14 protein-coding genes and 3 pseudogenes are annotated in these 21,735 nt (G+C 47.8%); 3 read left to right on the forward strand and 14 right to left on the reverse strand.

The genetic code is table 11. The features are described from left to right. From DCCM_RS00055 to tnpA, 5 genes and pseudogenes are all read right to left on the reverse strand, one after another. Window positions 1-666: pseudogene (locus tag DCCM_RS00055) on the reverse strand (SIS domain-containing protein); the annotation flags it as partial. A 35-nt stretch (window positions 667-701) separates the two neighbouring features. Then, window positions 702-1,040, reverse strand: a pseudogene (locus DCCM_RS00060) (type II toxin-antitoxin system VapC family toxin); the annotation flags it as partial. An 87-nt stretch (window positions 1,041-1,127) separates the two neighbouring features. Next, window positions 1,128-1,388: a hypothetical protein gene (locus tag DCCM_RS00065; RefSeq protein ID WP_104370440.1), complete on the reverse strand. Its 261-nt coding sequence runs from the start codon at window positions 1,386-1,388 to the stop codon at window positions 1,128-1,130. 292 nt (window positions 1,389-1,680) lie between these two features. Further along, window positions 1,681-1,911 carry a hypothetical protein gene (locus DCCM_RS18930; protein ID WP_207655512.1) on the reverse strand — a complete coding sequence of 77 codons (231 nt, stop codon included), beginning with the start codon at window positions 1,909-1,911 and terminating at the stop codon, window positions 1,681-1,683. A 192-nt stretch (window positions 1,912-2,103) separates the two neighbouring features. Continuing rightward, complete coding sequence (tnpA, locus tag DCCM_RS00075) at window positions 2,104-2,436, reverse strand: IS66 family insertion sequence element accessory protein TnpA (RefSeq protein WP_104370441.1); 333 nt, start codon at window positions 2,434-2,436, stop codon at window positions 2,104-2,106. Window positions 2,437-2,769: 333 nt separating this feature from the next. Between tnpA and queD the strand changes: the two genes are divergently transcribed. Both queD and queC read left to right on the forward strand, forming a co-directional pair. Next, window positions 2,770-3,150: a 6-carboxytetrahydropterin synthase QueD gene (gene queD, locus DCCM_RS00080; RefSeq protein WP_104370442.1), complete on the forward strand. Its 381-nt coding sequence runs from the start codon at window positions 2,770-2,772 to the stop codon at window positions 3,148-3,150. Between the two features lie 48 nt (window positions 3,151-3,198). After that, window positions 3,199-3,888, forward strand: a complete 690-nt coding sequence (queC, locus tag DCCM_RS00085; RefSeq protein WP_104370443.1) for a 7-cyano-7-deazaguanine synthase QueC — start codon at window positions 3,199-3,201, stop codon at window positions 3,886-3,888. On the opposite strand, the pseudogene DCCM_RS19615 reads toward queC, so the two are convergent. The 4 genes and pseudogenes from DCCM_RS19615 to DCCM_RS00105 all read right to left on the reverse strand — a co-directional run. Next, window positions 3,881-4,438, reverse strand: a pseudogene (locus DCCM_RS19615) (endonuclease III domain-containing protein); the annotation flags it as partial. The gene queC and the pseudogene DCCM_RS19615 overlap by 8 nt on opposite strands. A gap of 122 nt (window positions 4,439-4,560) precedes the next feature. Then, window positions 4,561-5,046, reverse strand: coding sequence for a helix-turn-helix domain-containing protein (locus DCCM_RS00095; RefSeq protein ID WP_104370445.1), 486 nt, complete (start codon window positions 5,044-5,046; stop codon window positions 4,561-4,563). Window positions 5,047-5,150: 104 nt separating this feature from the next. Then, window positions 5,151-8,708 carry a hypothetical protein gene (locus DCCM_RS00100; RefSeq protein WP_104370446.1) on the reverse strand — a complete coding sequence of 1,186 codons (3,558 nt, stop codon included), beginning with the start codon at window positions 8,706-8,708 and terminating at the stop codon, window positions 5,151-5,153. Then, window positions 8,678-9,457, reverse strand: a complete 780-nt coding sequence (locus DCCM_RS00105; protein WP_104370447.1) for a hypothetical protein — start codon at window positions 9,455-9,457, stop codon at window positions 8,678-8,680. The genes DCCM_RS00100 and DCCM_RS00105 overlap by 31 nt, the downstream gene beginning before the upstream one ends. A gap of 119 nt (window positions 9,458-9,576) precedes the next feature. On the opposite strand from DCCM_RS00105, the gene DCCM_RS00110 reads away from it, so the two are divergent. Next, on the forward strand, window positions 9,577-10,485 hold the full coding sequence (locus DCCM_RS00110) for a tRNA-guanine transglycosylase (protein ID WP_104370448.1): 909 nt from the start codon (window positions 9,577-9,579) through the stop codon (window positions 10,483-10,485). Between the two features lie 139 nt (window positions 10,486-10,624). Here the strand turns inward: DCCM_RS00110 and dpdD are convergent, their stop codons facing one another. From dpdD to DCCM_RS00135, 5 genes are read right to left on the reverse strand one after another with little or no spacing between them, the layout of a single operon-like run. Beyond that, entirely contained in the window at window positions 10,625-12,892 is a 2,268-nt protein-coding gene (gene dpdD, locus DCCM_RS00115; RefSeq protein WP_104370449.1) for a protein DpdD, read from the reverse strand. Continuing rightward, window positions 12,889-13,395 (reverse strand): phospholipase D-like domain-containing protein DpdK, encoded by a 507-nt coding sequence (gene dpdK / locus DCCM_RS00120; RefSeq protein ID WP_104370450.1) that lies wholly within the window; start codon window positions 13,393-13,395, stop codon window positions 12,889-12,891. Before dpdK ends, dpdD begins: the two co-directional genes overlap by 4 nt. Further along, window positions 13,388-17,911 carry a protein DpdJ gene (gene dpdJ / locus DCCM_RS00125; protein WP_104370451.1) on the reverse strand — a complete coding sequence of 1,508 codons (4,524 nt, stop codon included), beginning with the start codon at window positions 17,909-17,911 and terminating at the stop codon, window positions 13,388-13,390. The genes dpdK and dpdJ overlap by 8 nt, the downstream gene beginning before the upstream one ends. Further along, a complete protein-coding gene (locus DCCM_RS00130) occupies window positions 17,912-18,595 on the reverse strand; it encodes a hypothetical protein (protein WP_104370452.1) in 684 nt (227 codons plus the stop codon). Continuing rightward, a complete protein-coding gene (locus DCCM_RS00135; protein WP_104370453.1) occupies window positions 18,592-21,735 on the reverse strand; it encodes an ATP-binding protein in 3,144 nt (1,047 codons plus the stop codon). The genes DCCM_RS00130 and DCCM_RS00135 overlap by 4 nt, the downstream gene beginning before the upstream one ends.

Here is a 21,735-nt window from a genome sequence, read left to right on the forward strand (position 1 = left end):
GGGAGTACTTCTCCACGAATTCGTCGATGGCCTTGCCGTTTTCCAGTATGGACTTCACCTTGTCGCTGAGTTTTCTCATTTCGGTGATGATGGCCCGGGCTTCCCCGGGTGGCAGGGTGCCCCTGTTTTCCGCAAAATAGAGCGCCAGCAGGTACATGGCCATGAGTTGGGTGGTGTAGGCCTTGGTGGAGGCCACGGCTATTTTCGGCCCCGCCCAGGTGTACAGCACGTAGTCGGCCTCCCGGGCCGCGGTGCTGTCCACCACGTTGGTCACCGCTATGGCCCTGGCCCCCCGCCTTCTGGCCTCCCGCATGGCGGCCAGGGTGTCGGCGGTCTCGCCGGACTGGCTCACCACGATCAGCAGCGTTCTGTCGTCCACCATGGGGTCGCGGTAGCGGAACTCCGATGCTATTTCAAGCTCCACCGGTATCCTGGCCAGTTTTTCAATGACGTGTTTGCCCACCAGTCCGGCGTGGCTGGCGGTGCCGCAGGCGGTAATGTATATTTTCGATATATTCTTATCTCTTCCGGGGTCATGTTTATTTCGTTCAGCACCACGCCGGTTCCCTCGTGGTTAATCCTGCCACTTAAGGTGTCCTTTAGGGCGCTGGGCTGCTCATGTATCTCCTTCAGCATGAAATGGTCGAAACCGCCCTTTTCCGCTTTATTTTCTTCAGACAAGCTTCTATAAGTCAATAAACTTATATCCCCAAAATATTCTTATCGCTTTCAAATGGGTCCCAAATACGTAAACCATGCTCACGTAAAAAGTTAAAGTCTTCGACATTACGTGTAATCAAGACTGCAGAATGCACAGAAGCTATAGCCGCAACAATAGCATCAGGTAATTTGAGCTTCCGCTGATAATTTTTCCTGCTTAAAGCACCTAGTTCAGCTGCTTTTAACGCGATTTCAGAATCCACATCAATTATTTCTCCGAGCTCCAAAATGCCTCTAACCTTTACTCTTTGCTCTTCTGTCAGCTCATGGAAGGAAAATAGTTCTGCTTCGACTATTGTTGAATAATAAATTTCTATGTTATCATCTTCTAATTTTCCATTACCTTAACTATCTTTTTTATACCTTTTAGGGTATAAATAACTATGTTAGTATCGACCACAAATTTATTAGATACTGGTGCCCGGCCGATCATCTTCATCCTCCCTAACTCGTAACATCTCCTCCACCAAGCTGTCGCGATCCTTTAAGATACCTGCAGCGGCTCTAACAGCTCCTTTCGGCTTCCTTCGTTTGGTTATCTTGATGGTTACTTTATTGTTAGTAGGGATAATCTCCACCCAATCGCCCGGTTGAATTTTAGCCATCCTTAACACCTCTCCAATTGCGATCCTACCATCAGGTTCAACTTTCTTTTTTACTGGCAACATAATTATCCCTCCGAGTGAACTTTGTCAACTTTTTACTTTTATTATACGGTAAAACCGGTTGCTTAACATATACCACTAACGGGGGTATAAGCAAAATCGCTTAATTTAAATGTCATGGTAAATATTTCCTATAACATTTTCATATTTCAATTCCCTCAGCTTCAATCGCTTTACGAAAGGATTCCCGACAATCCCCGACATCAACCAGGTCAACTTTGAAATCTGTAGTTAGGCCGGTTACTGCTCACCGCTGCATAGAATTTATCGTTAGGGACGCCCCATGCCACCAGGTCTACATCGGACCAGGGTGTGACCAGGAACGTTTGGTCAAAAAGTCAAATACCACGACTTTCTTGGCCCCAAAACTTTTTTTCAAAAGGGCCGCAGATCTCTTGGCCAGTTCCCATGCTTCCTGATATCGTCTAGTTAAATCTGTATCAGCTTCAGAAAAATCCTCCGTAAACGTTAATGGATACTTATTTGTGTAATAGGTAGTCAATTCTTCCTCAGTTTTTGTACTCACCTTTAAGCCCCCTTCCATCTGGTAACGGGGAAATAAACATCTTTTGTAAAATTATACCATGCATAATGTTAAAGCTCAATTGACACCTTTATTAGTACGTTGCATTTATGGGGGCCAGCCGATTCCTTATTAAAAAGGAGAATCGGGTGTACCCGCAAGCAATATAGATGTAGTCAACTCCGGTAAAATCATTTAGCATGATTTCAGCGCGCGGCAGCTTGCCTCAATTGTTGCCGCATCAGCGCCGGTGTAGATGTCGGCTTCCGCATTTCCTATGCGCACAGTTACCGCTACTTCCTGGCGGCCATTTGGGCGTTCTACAGGTACTCTGGCAAAGTATGGCTCCTGTTGTGCGGTCAATGCCTGAAACACACGGCGTTGCCAATAATAATATGTTTTCTCTGCAATCTCGTGTTCCTGACACCATTGTTTGACGCTTATTCCGCTGTTCCGGCAGGATGAGATGCGCTCGCTCCATTCAGCCAGGCGCTGGTTCGCGCTTATGGCTTGCAGGCTCTGCTCCATTTGAGACACTCCCTTTCTATCTGAGTGTCTCCCTTAGACTCTTTTGGTGACTCTCAGACTCTTTGGGATATTTTCTCATTCTGCCGATTCGCTGACAATCCGCTGCCATAGTTTACGCTTACATCCGAAGAGGGGTATACCACGGGGATCGGAGGGATGGAACCGGGGAGAACGCTACTCAACTGGACATAGCAAATTTTAAAAGATGGTTCTTAAGTTACAGCAAACCCGGAGGCAGCAAAGCACGCGCAAACAGTATTTATTAAATAATGTAAAAATATAAAGGTTTTAGGGAAACTCGCAGAGAAAATTCTTCTCAAAGGGGGAATTATTTTGTTTGAAATAACTGTTGCAAATTTCATTGACTCTGCACATTTTTTAAGGGGATATAAAGGAAAGTGCTCCAATATCCACGGCCACACATGGAGGGTAGAGGTAACCCTAAGGGGTGAGAAACTAAACGAAATTGGTCTCCTGGCCGATTTTAACGACATAAAAAAGATAATTAAAGAGTCAACTGACTCCTTCGATCACAAGTTAATCAATGACTTGGAGCCGTTTAATGAAATTAACCCCTCATCAGAAAACATTGCAAAGTACTTTTATCAGATGCTAAGTGATAAATTATCAACTATGGGGGAAGGAGTCACCATCGTTAAGGTTTTAGTTTCGGAATCTCGGGACACCAGTGCAGTGTATTACGAAATTCACTAGGTTAGTTTCTTTTTATACTCAATAAATTAGCTGGAGGTGGAAAAAGTAGTGAAAAAGGCGGTTGTAATTCTATCAGGCGGGCTTGATAGCACTGTTTGCATGTCAATTGCCAAAAGTAAGGGCTATGATGTTTTTCCTCTTACATTTGCTTACGGGCAGCGACACAATAAAGAAGTAGAGCAGGCCAGAAAAGTGGCTGATTATTATGGCTGCAACAAGCACCTAGTTGTGGACATTGATTTTTTTAGGGCCATTGGAGAAAGTGCACTTACATCGGACAGAATAAATGTGCCCGTTAATAGAAGCCAGGAGGAACTAGCCGAGGGCATTCCTGTAACCTATGTTCCCTTTAGAAATGCAGTGTTTCTATCAATGGCCACTGGATACGCAGAGTCAATTCGGGCTGAGATAATATATATCGGGGTTAACGCGCTAGACTATTCCGGTTACCCTGACTGCCGCCCCCAGTTTATTCAGGCCTTTCAAGAAGTTATACGACTTGGAGCAACTACATCCGATAAAGGTGCTCAAATAAAAATAGAGTCTCCGCTGATACATATGTCAAAAGGAGAAATAGTAAAATTAGGACTTAAAAACAAGTCACCCCTTCATCTTACAACTAGCTGCTATCAAGGCAGAGAAAGGGCCTGCGGCATTTGCGACTCCTGCCAGCTAAGGCTTAAGGGATTTAGTGATGCTGGGACTAAAGACCCTATTCAATATGAAGAAGTTATGTAGCATAGTCTCCTTTTTCCTCTGCCACCTTATAATATGTAAAATGGGCTGCAGGCATTAAGGGTACTCCACACCTAGAAAGACACCTTTTCTCCAGTGGACACCCCGGGCACCGTGGGCGGGACCGACAGTGGGCTGATCCAAGATCTAGCAGGGCATAAAAGAAGTCCCTTGCCCTGCCCCGCGGGCAATGGGCAAGAGCAGCATCAGCCAGGGCACCAATATCCCCTGGGGTTTTATCAGGAAGACAAAAAAATCTAGACATTATTCTTATAATATTCACATCGGGCATAGGGGTCGGCCTCCCAAAGGCAAAAACCATAACGGCCCCGGCCACATAGGGACCCACATGGGGAAGGGTGAGAAGTCTATTAAGATTGCTGGGTACTTTTCCCCGGTGATATCTAATAAAGGCCTCTGATAACTCCATAAGAGCCTTACTTCTTTGGTCCCATAGTCCCAAAGGCCTTATATAATCTACTATTTCCTCTATGCTTGCCTCCGACATATACTGCGGTGTGGGGGTAGGCTGAGTATAGTGTCGGAAAAATCTTTGCCACCGTTGGACTGTCTGTTCTCCTTAAAAGCATTTCTGCCAGTAAAATGCCCCAGGCGCTAACGTCCTGGGACCTCCATGGGTAATCCCTGTAATGTTCATTGTGCCATATTTTTAGCCTAGTCCAAATGTACCGTGAATTTGCCAATTATTTCACCATCTGCCTTAGAGATTTCCACCTTAAATTTTTCTGGCACTCCTTTATTCGAAATTTTTTTAAGCAAAAGCCATAGTAAAAGGTACATATCCTTGTCCTTTGGAGGGCTGCCATTCACCTTAATCCTCTCAATTACACTTAGCTCTTCTTCCTTTATCTCACATCCTGCTTTTTTTATAAAGCTTAAGAAATTGCGGAGCGCATCTGGCTGAGCACTTACATCATCCACAATTTTCATAAGCTCCCACAACCTTAGGCCCAATGCGCTCGCCAAGGCATCTAAGCTTGTTAACCTAATATCTTTTGCGCCACTTTCAATGTTACAAATGTATGACTTGTCTTTTTTACCATCTATCTTTTTGGCCAGGGACTCCTGGGAAAGCTTCATTTCTTTTCTTTGACTTCTAATCACATTCCCAAGTAATTTTAATAGTGACTGCTCTTCCATTGCTACCCCCTGACTTTCCTGTGTCTATATTATAGAATAGCACATTGTGCGGTAAAAAAATACAAATATTCGGGGGATTAGCTAAATGGTAATTTTAAAAAGCTTCAATTACTTAAGGAAAGATACATTTTAATCTTGATCGCATCTGCCAGAGCAGGGTACATCTGGCCAAATGTATGAAGTCCCTCAAGGGAAATGCTAGAAAGGGCAATTTCAGGAGACTGGGGTGCTAAAAGTATATCTAGAAGCCACAAATAGTCGGCCTGCTGGTTGCCGTTAATCTGACATGCAATTTGCGCGGAGCCAGGCAGTCTCTTTAAATGTAAGCCAGCCTCATATAGTGCCCTTGCTATTTCTGCTCCCTCATCCTTTTCTTCAACACCCTGCAGAATGTGGGCGACCTGCCCACATAGCACTGTCAGACTGCCACCGGCAATCCCCAGGCACTTGGCCAATTGAACTAAATTTTCTATGTAGGCTAGCCACTCTTGGCAAATATTAAGCAGCATCCCCTTTAGCCTCTCACCATTAATTCTCTGGTGCGCATCCCTTATAGCAGGTATAAGATCATCCCAAGAGTCGTTAAATCCATCCAGCTTAAGAATTTTCTCAATAGATCCGCTATATTCCCGGCACTGTCCCATGGCTACCTTAATTCTATTTAAAAATTTAGGAGAAATGTTTTGAGATATTATAATCTCCAAAATGGATGCCACAACCTCAGCCTCTTCAGCAAGCTGGTGATCAATATACGGAGAAGCCATTTCAAGGCAATTTAAGTATCTCTTGCTAATGGCCACCTCCTGCGCACGCCTGGCCAATTGAGTAAAATACTCTAAATCCCACCTGCCATCTTTTATGGGTTGCACAATGTCAATACCCCAGTACTGACTTATGGCCAGATGCCCGGCAACCCCGATACTCTCGGCCACTGCCCATAGCTCAGTCCCGGCACCCTCTATCCGTGACACAGCCAGTTCAAAAAGGCGGTGAATCTCCTTCATGGCCACATAATCAGACTGCCTGTCGATTTCGCCTAACGACAGCATGAATCTGTGGGCGGAAATCGGGCCGCCCATTTCTAGCCTGCCCGCCCTGCCCAAGAATCGCCTCAACCCTCTCCTTATTCTGGAATGCAGCTTTTGGCAATCCTGCCAGTCAGGAAGCAAAGGCTTGGGCAGCCCTAACGATGATGCTACTGATAATAAAAGGGACTGAATCTCTACGTGTGAGCCAGGATGTTGCAGTTCCCCAAGCACTTCCAATATTTTTTCCAGGCGCCACCTTTCTTTAAGTGCGCTTTCTCCCCTGGCCGACCCTGCCAGTTCATTCAGTACAATCTGGATACTGTTAACGAACTTACTTAATTCAATCTCACCAATTTTGAACTGGGGGCTAATATTTTCTGGGTTAATTTTGGCTAATTCTAATATTGGGTCAACATCTTTGTATTTCTTCATAAATTTCTTAAGGCGAACTGCGTCGTAAATATTCTCCCGGAGCAGTAACCAGTCCTTAAATAGCGCCCTTATGGCCTGAGCTATATCTTCGGGGAAAAAAACCTGCAACCCGGCAATATCCTCCGGGTAAGCCATAGACTCACCGAGGCATGTATTTTGGATTAGAATAGGGCTCTCCCTACCTCCCTGCCCAACCTCCATGAGTAGCACAAATAGGATGTAGGCAAACTCATCTGGCGGAATTCCAAGTTCCTTTTCCAACCTAGCGTGCAAATTATCCTTTAATTCCTGGGCGGCGTAGAAAAGGTAGTATATCTCATCATATTGGAGGGCACTTTCCAGCGAGGACTCCCTAGCCCTACCCCTTTTTAAGTGGACATAGTTAAGTGGATAGGCAGCGTGTCCCAGTGCCCTTTGCACCTTTATTCCCTCAAATATGTCAACACCTTCCAGAGATACTGGTATTTTGCTACCTTCTACTGTTTCATCCCACCTTAGCAGCGGAGTAAGCCTAGACGTATTTCGAGGAATCAGGTTGCAGGGCTGAGCCAGCTCGCGGCAAAGGTAGGAAATGCCTAGTCTAAGGCCCTTAAGGAGTTCCTTATTAACCTGCCTCCCTTCTAGCCAGTCCCTTACCGCAGCCTTTGAAGTGTCAATTTCCAAAAACTCCCCGCTTGGCTCATCAACTTTATTTGGTGTATGTGTCCGAGCAGCAGAAAGATCATAGATGCTTGCCTCCACATCTTGAAATTCATCCCCAGTAGTGCCGACTAAAGCGCTTAGGGCCTTTCCTTTGATACTTACAAATCCCTTTTTTCTCGAGCTATCCGGAGCATAGACCTCACCCAAAAGGCGCACGAGGGGGTCTGGGTGATCAACCGAAACCTCCCTCTTAATATAACTGTCCAGCGCTCCGGAAAGCTCTCCATTAACCATACTCCTTAAAATGTCCCCCAGCGCGGCTATGAAATACCTGGCCTTCCCTTTGCCTCTGGGAAGTGACCTGTATATACGTGCCAAGAGCGCCTGATTAAAAGGCGAAAGGCTCGGTAACTGGCTCAGGCCCATCTGCAGCGCGACGCACCTCTTTATCAGGGAGCACCCTCCATCACAACTAAATCCAGTCAGCCTCTTACACTCCATAAGATACTTCTCGGCGTAGAGATGGCAGTTCTTGATATTGATAAAGTATGAGTCATGGCCCTGATCATCGGTAAGCCAGAGCTTAATAAGCCGGTCATCAAAAGTGTCCAGAGTATTTATCCTATTTAAAATCTCTCTTCCCCTCTTGCTGCTTTCAAAGGAGGCTGGAGTAAGCCCTAAAACTATGTCCCAATTTCCCTCCTCCATGGTAATAAAAAAGTCAAGCAAGTCTGTAGAGTAAATATTCATCGACTGAACAAGGTCATCGATAAGCAGCAGTGGGCGAATCCCCTCCCTGACCATAAGCTCCTGGCTAATTGACTTTAAAGTCTCTACAAAGTTATAGCCCCCAAGAACTGCATGCTCTAGTTCCCGGGCCATTAAATATCTGAGTTGTTCGCATTCAATATCGATAGATATGGAGCTTTGCCTTGTTAATTCTTCAAGGTCTTCTAGAGAGATTAGCTCAGGGGTACGGTCTTCTATTTCAGTTGGGCTGTCGATGCCAGAAAAATTAAGTCGTAGGTTATCTTCAATAATAGGACGTAGCCTATAGCTTATCGGAATAATTTCGCTATCGCTGGGCAGCATTTTCCCGAGGGCAGACCAGACCAGATGATTTGCAAGGGTGACAGGCTTTTTACGTAGGTCCTCCCACTGATGATAAATAGCCTCATTAAGGCTGAGACCCTTGAATTGGCTAAGTATTTTTTGTAAAATTTTAACCGGGTCAAGCTCTGTTCTGGATATCCTTAAAGCGAAGGGGCGACTGCCAGCCCTTCTAATATTGCACTCAAGCCACCGGATCACCTCGGACTTTCCTGATCCGGCTGCCCCATACAGAACATAGGTTTGATTCCCGGAAGGAGTCGCTGCAGGGGCAGACTCTAGCTCACGCAGAAGGTCTCCTTCCGACCAAATAGTCCCGCTGCCAGGCCTAAACCTCCTCATAGTTACGGGGAAGTGGGTGCGCAGAAAAATGTCCTCGCCTAGTAAAAACCGCTGGTCAGCGGTAGCAACAAACAGACTTAAACTGCTTTCTTTGATGCATGGAAGCAATTAATGTCAACCCCCTTTTTTACCCACTTAATTTTTTTATCTCCAAAGTATGACCTGCTGGGTAAGTCCTGCCTTTCCTCTAGCTTTATGTAGCCCATGTTCTCTAAGTTTTTTAACGGGGCGCTAAGTGGCGGGGAGATGTCCCCCGCTTCGCTCTCCCATGGAAAAAACCTGCTAATATGCTCTTCAAGAAGTTTTTGGACTGGGCCCTCATCTTCATCCCAAAGCGCTATAATCTCCAAAACCATCTCGGGACGGTACCAGCATAGGAAGCCAGAGGCAACCCTACTGCCTACGCCAAGAAACTCCAAAACCCTTCTCCAGGCATTAACTTTCTCATCACTTAAGGCCTCTGGTAAATCAAGAGCATTAGCAGCCTGGTGAAGTCCAAATGCAAGTGCCCTGCCAGGTCTTACAAAAAGCCCGTCAGCCAGACCGAGAAACCAGGGGTCCAATGGATGGACGGGGTCCACGTTGCCTAGCTGTATTTTTCTTAAGTTTGATAGAAGTAGTAGCTTAAAGCTAAGCTCCCCGCCTACCACCTCATATTTGCCAAACTCGCTCTTTTTGAGCATTCCCCCCGATGTAAGAAAAGTCAGGGCATCGTCAAGGTTTGCCCGGGACCCCATCTCGCCGTCCACCAATGGAAGAAAGACCCTATAAAGACTCTCCCTATCTATTGGTCCGCTCTCCCTTAAAAATTCATAAATGCATTCCAACTCTGGCCCGTATACAGTCTTAAATAGCAACTACAAGCGCCTCCTTTGTTATTCATTCATGTTATATGTAAATATGTTGCTTTATAATATAACATTTGTTATATTATATTATAACAAATGTTCATGAATAGAAAAGAGGTTACCTTAAATTGATTGACTTTTTTATGTGTTGGTCGGACAGTGACCCTTTCTACCAGACATACTTTGAAAACTGCAGTATTTTGATTAGCCTAGCCCATGTGTCGCAGTCATGGGATATAAGCCGCTTTCCAGTTCAGCCTACCAAGCTCATGGTAGACAGCGGGGCATTTGCCGCTTTATCTAATCCAAGGTGGACTCCTACACAGTCACAAATATTTAACCTGCAGCTAAATATATCAAAGGGCTCTGCTGTGCCAACTATCTTGTGCCACCTTGATACACCGCTGCCCCCCGGGAACATGGACACCATGGATGTATATCGTAAAATTGAGTCAACTGTGGCAAACGCCTATGAGTTCATACAATTGTTTAAGTCAGCTGGCCTGCCGCCAAATTTCAAATCTATGGGTGTAATTCAGGGAAATTCTTACAACACCATAACATTTTGTGCCAATGAGCTGTCCAGGGCCGGTTTCGACCACCTTGGCATTGGATCCCTGGCCACTATATATAAAGCGGACATTATTTTGGAGAGAGTACGGGCGGCGGCCAGTGTTGTTGGGCCGGACCTGCATGTATTTGGCATTTCAGGCCTGGATGTCACAGCGGAGCTTATGGCAATGGGAATTAGGTCCATCGACTCTTCCCGCCCAATGAAAGTAGCTATGTACAACTGCCTTCTATATAGCAATCCACTTCGCCAATACAAGCTCAAGGATTCGAAAGTGAAAGAAAAGGCCACTATAGATAGCCCCCTGCCATGTGACTGCCCAATATGCAAAAAAGACCCGGCCCTAATATTTAGGGCCGGGAAGAAAAGGTATCACAATATGAGGGCTGTGCATAATTACTATCATTTACGCAGGGAATTAGAAGACATTTATAGGCGATGTTATGTGTCCTCTAATTTAGCTTAATTCCAATACACACCCAGCCATCAAAACGGAATTCAGAATTAAAAGTCCTAATATGAACGAACAGGTAATATATTGACACCTCATCTAAGATTTATACCTGGCTTGGGTGAAGCTCTTTGGCGTAATCACTTCTCATCATTCAATTTGCACTAACTGCATATTCCTCCAGCGCCTGAATGATTCCGGTCTCCCCGGAACCACGGGGATATATGGGATCCTTTTTTAGTAAAGGACCTATGCCATAGGTTAAAGCGTGGGACATGCACGCGGTAACCACAATAACAATATCAGAATTACTTGCCATTGCCTTTGACTTCTCACTGAGGCGGTCATCAGTACAAACCTTTACCTTTAGATTGCTGTTTCGCCCCATGATGGCTTGGGCGGCCCTTTGGGCTGCCTTTTCCCGCAGAGAAAATATAGTTATTACCGATGCCTGTAAGCCCTTCAAGAGGTCGAATGAAACGGGCTCCGCTAAAATTTCTTGCAATTGACTGACCAGATAGAGGTCGCATCCAGCGGCTTTACCCAGACGAACCCAGCCCTGCAACTGTAGGCGATTGTCTATGGTGAATTGCTGGCAGAGGATACCCACCCAGTTATTCCAAGTGTCCCTCAACTTATCCCCCGGCAGTCCGTATTCGTGAAAAAGCTCCAAGAGCTCAAGCACGTCTCCCGCCAGTTTAAGGGAAGGCATAAAGGCCATCCACTGGGACATGGAACTCCACTGTTTCTGTACATGGTCGATGTCGATTTGAAAGAGCCCCTCTAAAAGCCTGGCCAAAAAGCCGGCGCTATTATTGTTTTTATTGCAAAAGGTTTGTATAGCCAGCACCATCTGTTCATACAGATCACCAGTCCCTAAATTGGGGAAACTTGGGTCCTGCACCACATTCCTGGCAAAATCCATTAAAGAGGAACGCAAAAGATTTCTCTGGTCTGCAGTGATGTCCTCCTCCAGTAGAATCTCCCAAAGCACCTTTTCAGTTTCCTGAAGGGTACTGTTTTTCCAGTCCACCATTTTGTTTTCGGCAGTAAAGGACTCCAGTTCGCTGAATAAGAGATCGATATTCTTCCCGAGATGAATTTCTTTCAACCAGTCCGCCCAGTTGGTGGGAACCTGTACGGTCTGCTGCTCAGGTGATGGCTTATTACATCCCACCACGAACTTTGCCGATGCCTTAGAGCTTGGGTCTAAAAGGATCTCGTTCTGCTGGTCCTGAGCCAGGCTTTCAAAGGCCTCTTTGGCTGCCTGGCAGATTGACACATCCTCTGTCATAGTAGCAGTAAACAGCAGTAACTGCGTCCGCTTCACTGAGGGAGGGCAGTCAAGAGCCAACAGGAAGGACTCGTCGTAGTTTTTTTCCTGGAAGAGTTTCAGAGCCTGCTCCAAAGGATTTATCTGTGCCGGCGCCGGTGATGGCACAGCAACAAGGGTTAACAATACATTGATAATATCTTGGGTAGCCTTCTCTGTTGCCGCTCCAGCCAACTGTCTAAGGCGGGGCGCCTGATTCTCTACCGCAGCCTGGTATGCGAAAAGCCGCACAAAGAGATTTCCGGACAATCCGGCACGATAGCGCAGAAGGGTGCCCAGTTTACCGCTGTACTGACGGAAGACATCTAAAATAGCAGGTATAAACTCCTGCTCTTCCAGATTTACCACCGCACAATTATAAAATGCCATGAGTAAGGCACCACGGACAGTAACTGGCAGAGGGTCAAGCCCTGCCACCAATGGGTATTCACTGCCCTCCCACAGAGCATGCCACTTGCCCTGGCTGCTTAACAATTGAACTTTTAAAAACAAGCAGTTCTCATCTGAGAGGTAATGCCCATGGCGGATGGTAGTCAGGGCGAGCTCTGCCTCGTCCCAATGCTGCAGGACCACTGCCTGCTGAAATTTGCGGCGTAGGACATAGGCATTCACTGTAGTATCCGGCACATGCATTTCCGGCCTCAGGCTGTCTAAATTATCCCATATAGCTAGGGCCTTAAAAATCTGGTCACTCAGGCTTAGGGGGGAGCGGAAGCAGTAGTACCCGTGGGGAAAGAGCTGCGCACCCAGGAGTCCCATGCCAGACTTAGTAGGGTCAAACTTACTTCTTCCCGCCAGAAGCGGCTCTGCCAGGGTGGGCACAAGAAAGCTTTTCAATTCGTCAACATGCTTTAAGAACTCACTCAAATTGCCGCTTAGCACTAGCCAGAGGACATCTCTCTGACGCCGCACAGGCAGCACAAAGGTTTTGCCGGCCTGGCAGCGCCGCAGCATTGCCGTTAATCCCTGATGGGAGCAGATAATTTCCCCTCCCCGCAGCTGTATCCCGTATGGATTGCCTTTGTTAACCTGCAGGGCCGCCGTTATAAAATTTTGGAGGTCGGTATCATCTATCACAATCCGGTTCATAGGCCCACTGATTCCTCCCACCTAGCCCGTACTGATATCAGGGCGCTGCTGATATCCGGCTGCTCTGTGGTAATCCGCACACACTCACCATTAATGTAAATACCACTGTAGGTAAAGTTCATAGAGCCGTGCAGGTAAAAATTATCAGTGACCATACCCTTTTCGTGATTGTCACTTAGCACTTTATGTTCCACCTTGCCTCCCAGCAACCCCAGAAATTCACTGGTGGATTTTTGGCTGGGGTTACAAATTAGCCTAACTGTGCTGCCCCGCCAGGCAAAGGTTAATAAAATGTCTGCCAGAGTAATTTTTTTTGATGTAATAAATGGGAAAAGGTTTGCAAACTTACTATGATGATCTGTTATAATCTCTGCGTTGCTGATCCAGGGAGAGATAATGTAAATCTCCCTGCTGGGGCGGATTGCCTCAAGAGCCAGGAGGGAGGCAAGGCAGTCCTTTAAGGCCTGGGACCCTCCCTGTGATCGAATGACCCTGCTATACATGAAGCACCTCCCTTATATTCACATCAAAAAGCCAATCAGCCCCGGAATTATGAATGCCATCCACAAAGGGGTAGAGCAATTCAAAGCCCATATCCAGAGGAACTTGGATAAGATTCAAGATTTCCCTGCGACAGTCTTCCTTTTGGCTGTGATGTGCCTTAACCCGCACCCTAATTCCCTGAATAAGGAATTCTTTAACCCTTTCCAGCCACTGAGGGGTGGCGTAATCCACCAGTTGAAAGCCCGGCTCTAAAAGGCTTGTTAATACAATTCTGGAGGGCTCAGCAAACCCACCGTAGGGACTGTATAGCTGCAGGCAGTCAGGGCAGGATTGCAGACACCCGGACCATAGCAATGACTCAACGAGGGTGAAGCGCTGCCTCTCATCAATATCCGCAACTGGCTCAACCTGCCTTAGCACATCATCAACCCGGTCTTTAATATCGTCTACCCGCAGCCCGGCCACCGCAAAAACCCGGGGATCGATACGGCACGCCAGGCGCTTTTCCTCATTGTGCCAGGTTTTATGCAACATCATAGCTAGCTCATCGGTGCTACTACATGAATTTTGGCTCAGCAGCTTATAGGTAACCGCCACCACGAGCTCTCTAGATGGGGCTAGGCCCAAACCATATAAATTTCGCTGCAGCTGCTTCAAGCCCTCCCGCTGCTTTTCCAGAGTCATAGCACCGCGAATATTTTGGAATACACCCTGTATGCTGCTCTGCTGCAAGCTAGCCAGGATAACATCCAAGACCCTGGACAGCTCATGGCGTCTGCAGGAAGAAGAGGCATACAGCATTGCCTCTTCAAATTTTCCAGGATTGTTTTCGATGGCAGACGCTATGCTGTTAACCACCCCCATGCCGCCAGCATCCGGCTCCGACAACCAAATGGTATTATTTTGAATATCCAAAATAAGGTCATCAGTGTTCGTATCGGGCAGCAGTTCTGCCACGGCAGCCTGTAGGGCTGCGGCTAGGGTAGATGCATAGCGCTCACTCAGCCACTGCCAGAATGAGTCAAGGGCAATAATGTCCTTGTAAAGGCAGCTGGCCCGGTCTAAGAAGTGCCCATAAATAGCCGGTGTTTTAATGTATTCCTTTAGCCGCCGCAGCAAGCGGGCATCCTCCTGGCCCTGCTGGTCCTGAGGTGACACCTCGGACACCTGAAAGATGGCCTGTATGGTCCGCTCAGAAATGGCCTGTGGATTGTCATGGTAGTCCTGAAGAGCATCAGCCAGGGTTATCCCTCGGCTGATGCTGATGGCTACGATTGACGAAAGACACACCTGACAAAGCCATTCGATTTCAAAAACCGATAGTATGTTTCTCAAATTTGGGTCTTCCTTTAGAGTCTGAAGGTAAAATTCAGGCCTAAGTTGCGTCAGTATCAGAGGCCATTCGGAACAGTTTAATAACTCCCTCATGTCTGGAATGCTATAGTCCATAGCGATGGCATCCACGTAAGATTGGAAGCCCAATGCCGCCCGCTGGCTCCTATGCGTTAAATACAGTGTTTTGCGCTGGGCACTGCCCTTCTTAAATTTCAGTTCTACTGAAACCTCTGGGGCGTAACGGGTAATTAGCACCGGCTGATTTTCCCCGGTAGTAAAGGCCCGGATACCTTTAATAAACTTGTCCAGGCTGCTGCCCTGCTTAAGCTGTAGAACCCTTCCCATGTCATGTTCCGCACCGTCGTGGCCACCGGGCTGAATCAAAGTTTCCCACTGCAAGAATCCGGTGGATCGGTCACTAATCTGCTTGGGAATGGCCTCCAGCTTATACTGTATAGGCGTCACTACTGTAACAGGGCTGCCATTTCTATCTATCTCAGCAACCGGAACTCCCCTCACCGCCCCGCCGCCTAGATCCACTACATCGCTGTCCAGTGGCACTGGAAACCAGTGAGCATCATTCAATTTCTGCGTATTAATATACCGCTTGGATACATTGCCCGGCGCAAATTCAAACATGCCCTGCCTTAGGGCTAGGCTTTCCCGCTCCCCTCGCCCGGGGATTATAAGCTCCAGCTCCCGCACCTCAATATTGGAAAAGAGATTCTTGGGCACATAACCTGCCAGGGGTGCCTCGTCCAGGGCCGTGCCCTCTGCCACCACCTGGCTATCCACCACAAACTGGTCCCAGTCACTTTTGAGCTGTTGTAAAAGGGCAGGAATTACGCCAAACATCAAGGACCTGGAAGGTAGCCACATTACCCTGTGCAAGTCAGCCTGGTCCAGCTTAAGCGAGCTTTCAACAAATGTTGCCAACTGCTGATAATCGCCCTCCAGCACCCGAGCTAAAACTTCGCAGAGGATTTTCTTTTCAATCTGACATTTGCCCTTAGACCGGGGTGACAAAATATACCGCATGTTGGCATTGCAGTGTCCCTGGATGGCCAGACACCACCCCAGCCAGTCCATTAGTACGAAGGCTGCTTGAATTTGCTGTATATAGCTATTGCGTAATGGCAAGTTTAACTCTGGCAGTACCGGGTCAAAAATTTGCTGCGGGTTATCATAAACCCAGCGGTCCCGACCGTAGGCCGAGGTAATCACCAGGGTCCAAGGGCGCATGCCCCGGGTGCGTCCCCCCCGCCCCTTTCGTTGCAAAAAAGAGGCCATGTCCCTAGGCGCCTTATGCTGAATAACCGCCCCCACATCCGGGTCGTTAAAGCCCACTTCTAGGGTACTAGTGGCGATCACCAGTTTGGCGCTGGAGTCCACGCCCCTGAATTGGGATGATGTTATCCCTATACGCAGTGGATTCAGTAAACATTTTGCATCTATCTCCCGGGCCAGTTGCCAAACCTGGCCCAATTTTCTCTGCTTTGACATTAGGGACTGGTCGGTAATTTTCTTCGGATCCCTGAATCGTGCCAGCAGCAGATTTTCCTCTGCATCCTTTTGAATGTGGTACCAGCGGTTGATAACGTCCATCTTATCGGTAAACCCGAATATTTTAGTCCCCCATGCCCCCCGGGACACATCGTTTCTCAGCGGGTCTAATACCCTGCCCATCAGCATGGCAGTTTGTACCGAGGTAGACAATAGGGCTGCTGCAGAGATGGGGTCTCCCCGCAGTACCAGATTGTATTCCATTCCCTCAGAGATCAAGTCACCGTCGTCAGGTGTAATATATGTGGTGGCCGACTCCGTTACCCCGGTAAGGCTGGCAAAGAAAAACTGAGGATTCGTCAGCGTCGCCGACAGACCCACAAAGTGTACTGCGTTATTAGGGCTGTGATGTCGCACCAGATTACGCCAGCGGCGCAAAACATAGGCAACATGGGCACCAGTGGCACCATTGTAAATATGAACCTCATCCAACAGCACAAATTGTGGCGGCCTGGCATCCCCCAACCCAAAAACATGCTGATCACCTATACTGCAAAGCTTACGGTTTAGCATCTCAGTAGTTGTGAAGAGGATATCGGGCGGGAACTGTTCCATTCTCTTCCTGGTTAATACAATGTTTTTGCTGCTGATAACCTCGCCACAGCTTGCGCAGTGCAACTTTTCATACTGGCCATAGATGCCCTCTTCATTTTTAGCCACCTCACTGGCATGATCTATAAAGCGCCACACCAATTGCCCATTTGTGCAGTGTGGGCAGGTTAAGTAAGGGCAGATATATCCTTCCTGCCCCCTCTCCCATTGGTAGTACTTGCTCTCTTCCACCTCCCTGGCGCTGCCAGGAGTGTCACCAAAATATGTACCCACACTTATGGGGCGCAAGCCTTTACTCAATAAAAAGTTATTGAGCTTATCCGCCTCCGCCAGGGACTCCTTAAGCTGGTCCTTTAAAAGCTCTACCCTCGGGTAAATGGCCAGGACCCGCACCCAGGGGCGGGGATCATCCTTTACACAATTGCATATTTGGGCAAATGCCGGCAGATAGAAGGCCTTGGTTTTACCAGACCCAGTACCGGCGCCGATAATAGTAGCGGTATCCCGCTGGCCTTTTACAGCCTCCAGCAGATGAAACAGTGACTGCATTTGAAAACCGGCCAACTGGATGCTGCCGACCCCCAGCAGGGTGGCCATAACCTGAAAGCCAAATTCACTATGGTTGCCCTTCTGCCTGAGCTTGTCCTCAACTTCACTCCAGTCCTGGTCCCGCCGCGGGTAGTGGCGGTATCTTAACTGCATTTTTATATTGCTGACCAGGTTAGGGGCACTTTGCCAGTCCTTTTCATTAAAGCGCTGCTTAAGTAAATACAGCAGGCGCACCGTTTCCGCATAACGAGAGCGGCCCTGTCCTTCTCTATCAACTATGAGAAGCTTTCTTTCCTTTAGATTAGCAATAATGTCTTGCTCAGCTACACCTTGCTGCTGCTGTTCCTCCCAAAGCTGGGCCAGCAGAGGTGTGGCAGGGCTCTGCAAAACCCCCCTGACATAGGCCCGAACGTCAAACTTACCACCCAGGAAGCCCCATGAAAGAAGATCCGTCTCCTGCCTCTCCAGCTGGGACAAGACCTCTTCGGCTAAATAATCTAGGCGAGACCTTTGCACCTACATCCTCCTCTGGCTATTGGCAAATGATATTTCCAAGTTATCGGTCAGACCCTGATTCTCCAACCATTCCAAGACTTCTGGCTTCAGATCGGATACCCTGGCCTTTCTGGAAAAAACCAATTCCAAGAATTTCTGTACATCTTCCCCAGCATTTAAGTCCTGGATGATCTGCAGGGCTTCCTCTAGGGCATTGGTCAAGTCTTGTAAAGTATTATTAGCCACCGGCCACTGACTCTGAATCAGTGCTAGTTTGTTTATTACATCATCAATCTTACTGGGGTCGTTTAGAACTCCCTTAGTGGATTCCAGCAACCCCAGGGAATTTCGGGATATGCTTGAAGCATATGCTTGCCAGGCTTTCTTTAATTTCTCCTCCAACTCATTAACCTGACTGGTTAGTTGAATAACCATGTTCTTTTTGGGCGGGTCGCTGCCATCCTGCAAGGACGAAAGCATTAAGCTAATTTTATTGATTATGCCTGTTACATCCTGGCCACGGAAATTCTCAGGGCGCTGCTCCTGTAACACCTGGCTGGACTGCTGGTAGCGCTTAAGCTGCGGCAATCTATTATCCAGCTCAGACAGGAAGGCTGCATACTGCTTGTAATAGGACGCCAGTATTTGCCCAGCGCTAACTTTATCAATCAATTCTTTGGCCTGGGCAATTTTAGCTCTGATCATGATTCCGCCCCCTGATTGATCTTCATATAGTCATCCTTGAGCTTGGCCAAACATTCGCTGGCCTTTTGGATGATAGCACTAACACCGGTGGTTCCCTGGGAGTTGGTCAGGGCTGCCAGTTGTTTTTGAAATTTTTCTATCTTATTGTCCAGTAACCGATCCATGCTTTTAAACAGTTCGAGGTAAGGAACTACCTGCTGCATAGGATGGCTGGCAAGGATCAAAAATTGCTCCACCCCAGATACCTGCACAGCCTCCTGCAAAAGATTCCTCCTCTTAAGAAATTTGGTTGCCGTAATTGTTTTGCTGGTAAGAGATTTAAAATCTGTATCTGGATAGGCCTCGTTGGCACCCTTCAGTACATTAGTTAAAAAGCTAGCCATTTCGGCAAAAAGTATCTTCAGCTCTTCACCAGAGACCTGGTTACCCGTATACTGTTCCAGTTTCTGCAACAAGACACCGCACTCAGATACTTCGGCCTTAATGGCGGGTATTACCTTGCCCTGCAATAGGCTGATGATTTTCAGGGACCAGTGCCAGAGCATATCGGATTTATTATTAGCTGGGCCTGTGTCCACTGCAGCCAGGTCCCAGCCTGACTGTTGCACCTCCTCGATTGTCTTTAACAGTGGCGCCGCATCAACAAAGTAAACGTCGGTAGTGCTAGTTATGGAACCCTGCATACGGTTATAGTAACTTTTCAGCAGCTCGTGGCTATTAGTGATAACTGAATTATTCTGCTTGAGCCTGACCTGCAGCGACCGCCACTCGCTGGAGCGATTGTCCTGTAACTCTACCGTGATAGGTGGCTGGAAGATACTATGGTAAACAGCTTTTACCGAGTTACCCGACGGAGGATTGCCGCTAAAAGACTGTACATAGCAGTGAACGAGCACCCCATAGCGGGGTAGGTCCCAACCGGCGGACTCATCTTCACCCGGTGGGGACTGCAGATATGCCACAACCTGGTCTTTTACGGTGACCAGCCAGTTAAAGAGTTTGGTCAAATAGTCTGCGGAATCATCGAAGTTCCAGCTCTTGTTGCCCAGGTGCCGCCAAGCTGCCAAGGCCAGCAGGGCCGCTCTGCTTTGCTCACTCCGGGTAACCTGGAAACCTTCGTTGATTATGCCGGTTTGACCTTCAATGGAGACCCGCTGAGTGGTGAAAAATGCGCTCACTATTGGAGCGGGAATCCCCTCGGCATCCCAGTCTATATAGTCCAGTAATAGTTTAATTACATCATCCCGTAAATTCTTATAGGAATTTAGCTTGCGGTCTTTGAATAGCCAGCCTTCCAACTCATCCTGTATTTGTTTAAATTCAGCCAACCTTTTATGCTGCCCAGGCTCAGGTTGCGGCGCTGGTGCAGGTCCCGACAGTACTGGTTTGATCTGCGACTGGAGCCCCGGCACAAGGTGCTTCTGGCCGCCGGCTGTTGCCGGGGATCCCTGTTCCATTACCCCCTCAATGAAGGGCAGATTAAAGGATTTAAAAACTTCTTCAGTTAGGCTACCCAAGGTGACAATCCCGTCCTGCTCCCGGCCTGCGGCAGTTCCGTCTCCCCAAAGGCGTAGTAAGGTAATCATTCGGTAGTCATGCTGGCCCGCCTGCCGTTTAATTACATCCTCGTGGTTTGGATTCTTCATCCCGGGCACTTTAAATTCGCCCTCAAAATCCGCCGCAGGTGGCGGGAACTCACCTCCGGCGCTGCTCATGTAGGTCCTGAGCGTATGGCTAACCACGTCCTGCAGGAAGCGCCGTGGTGTCTGCGCCTTGGCCGGCAGGGTGTTATACATATTGGCCAGGGCGCTAACGTTAAAGGGATAGATAGAAAATTCCCGCCCGTCTGCCATCGGTAGAATTGCCCAGCTGTGGTTGAAGTTATCCCTGGCAATGGGCATATCTTCATCTTTCGCACCGTTTTTAACCCAGTTCTCCAGCTCACCAGCGTCTAGGGAAATAGCATTGATGTAGCGTGCAGCCATTTCTGCAAGCTCTTCATCACTATTCAGAGTCGCATCGTCGATAAAAACCCGGCCTGTCACCCGCTCCTTCAGGTTGTCCGGAAAGGAGTTTTGATAGTAGTCATTGGTGATACCGACCACGGAGAACAGCCGGCAGAATTTCTCGTTGTGGACACTGCCGGCGTGTTCGGTGACCAGTACTTCTACCAAGGCCCGGTCAATACCAGTGAAAGAGGTAATATCTTCAATAAACAAAGTTATATTTTTACCTGCCTGCTTAAGAGCCATGCGCAGTTGCTCGAAGACACTCTTAAGGTCGGCAGAACGTAGGTTAGTACAGCTCTGGACAACAAATTCTAAGTGCTGATTTAGAAACTTTGCCAGCTTTTCCCTGACTTCTGGACCCTTCTCAGAATCGAAAAGGTCTTCTGCCAGCCGGATGGCATTGCGGTTGGCCTCATCTCGCTTCATTTTATCCAGAAGTTTGCGGTCTACCACCAGGTCGTCGTGCAGAAACCTGGGCTCCAGGTCATCCTGGCGGATGCCGGTACCATCTGGATTGAGGCGGCGGTAGATGCGGTCTATGGCCCTGCCGGGCTGGCTTAGAAAATCCTGTACAGTTTGGTCGGTTAAAAAGGGATAGATTTTCTTGACATAACGCTTTTCCAGTACAACATCATCCGCCGGTGCGTTTTGCGCTGCTACGGCAAACTGCACGGCAATGTTCTGCCTTAGTGCCTCTTTGCTCAAGTGCTGGTTAGCTTCGACTAGTTTTTTTAAGTCGCCCAGCTCTATGCAAGGCGGAAAAATGTTGGCGCTAATAATTTGCTCCAAAGCGCCCCGCAGGGTATTCTGGTCACGGATGATTAGAAGGACGGCCTCTTTTTCTAAGTCTACCTGGCTGATATACCTTTCCTTAATCCAGCGAATTAAGTGGGACTTGCCGGAGCCGTTATCACCCTGGATAACAATAAATTGGTGGTCATCACGCTTGTCGAAAATCCCTTGCTTCAGAAAGCTCTCCTCATCTATCTGCCTGCCGCTTTGGCTGGTTAGGCCGCTCATTACATATCTCAAGCTTTTAAAGGATGTATGGGTGGCTAAAAAGTCTGCCTGGGACGGCACAGTGGCGTTGGTGCGAATTACTTCTGCCAATCTTTTTAGATTAAAGGCCAT

This window comes from Desulfocucumis palustris, assembly GCF_002933875.1.
In the GTDB taxonomy this organism is placed as follows: Bacteria; Bacillota; Desulfotomaculia; order Desulfotomaculales; family Desulfocucumaceae; genus Desulfocucumis; species Desulfocucumis palustris.

What these genes read in the sequence shown, in the direction of transcription:
- DCCM_RS00065 (WP_104370440.1), bottom strand. Translation starts at nt 1,388, where the DNA reads ATGTTGCCAGTAAAAAAGAAAGTTGAACCTGATGGTAGGATCGCAATT.
- tnpA (WP_104370441.1), bottom strand. Translation starts at nt 2,436, where the DNA reads ATGGAGCAGAGCCTGCAAGCCATAAGCGCGAACCAGCGCCTGGCTGAA.
- DCCM_RS00095 (WP_104370445.1), bottom strand. Translation starts at nt 5,046, where the DNA reads ATGGAAGAGCAGTCACTATTAAAATTACTTGGGAATGTGATTAGAAGT.
- dpdD (WP_104370449.1), bottom strand. Translation starts at nt 12,892, where the DNA reads ATGAACCGGATTGTGATAGATGATACCGACCTCCAAAATTTTATAACG.
- dpdK (WP_104370450.1), bottom strand. Translation starts at nt 13,395, where the DNA reads ATGTATAGCAGGGTCATTCGATCACAGGGAGGGTCCCAGGCCTTAAAG.
- DCCM_RS00130 (WP_104370452.1), bottom strand. Translation starts at nt 18,595, where the DNA reads ATGATCAGAGCTAAAATTGCCCAGGCCAAAGAATTGATTGATAAAGTT.
- DCCM_RS00135 (WP_104370453.1), bottom strand. Translation starts at nt 21,735, where the DNA reads ATGGCCTTTAATCTAAAAAGATTGGCAGAAGTAATTCGCACCAACGCC.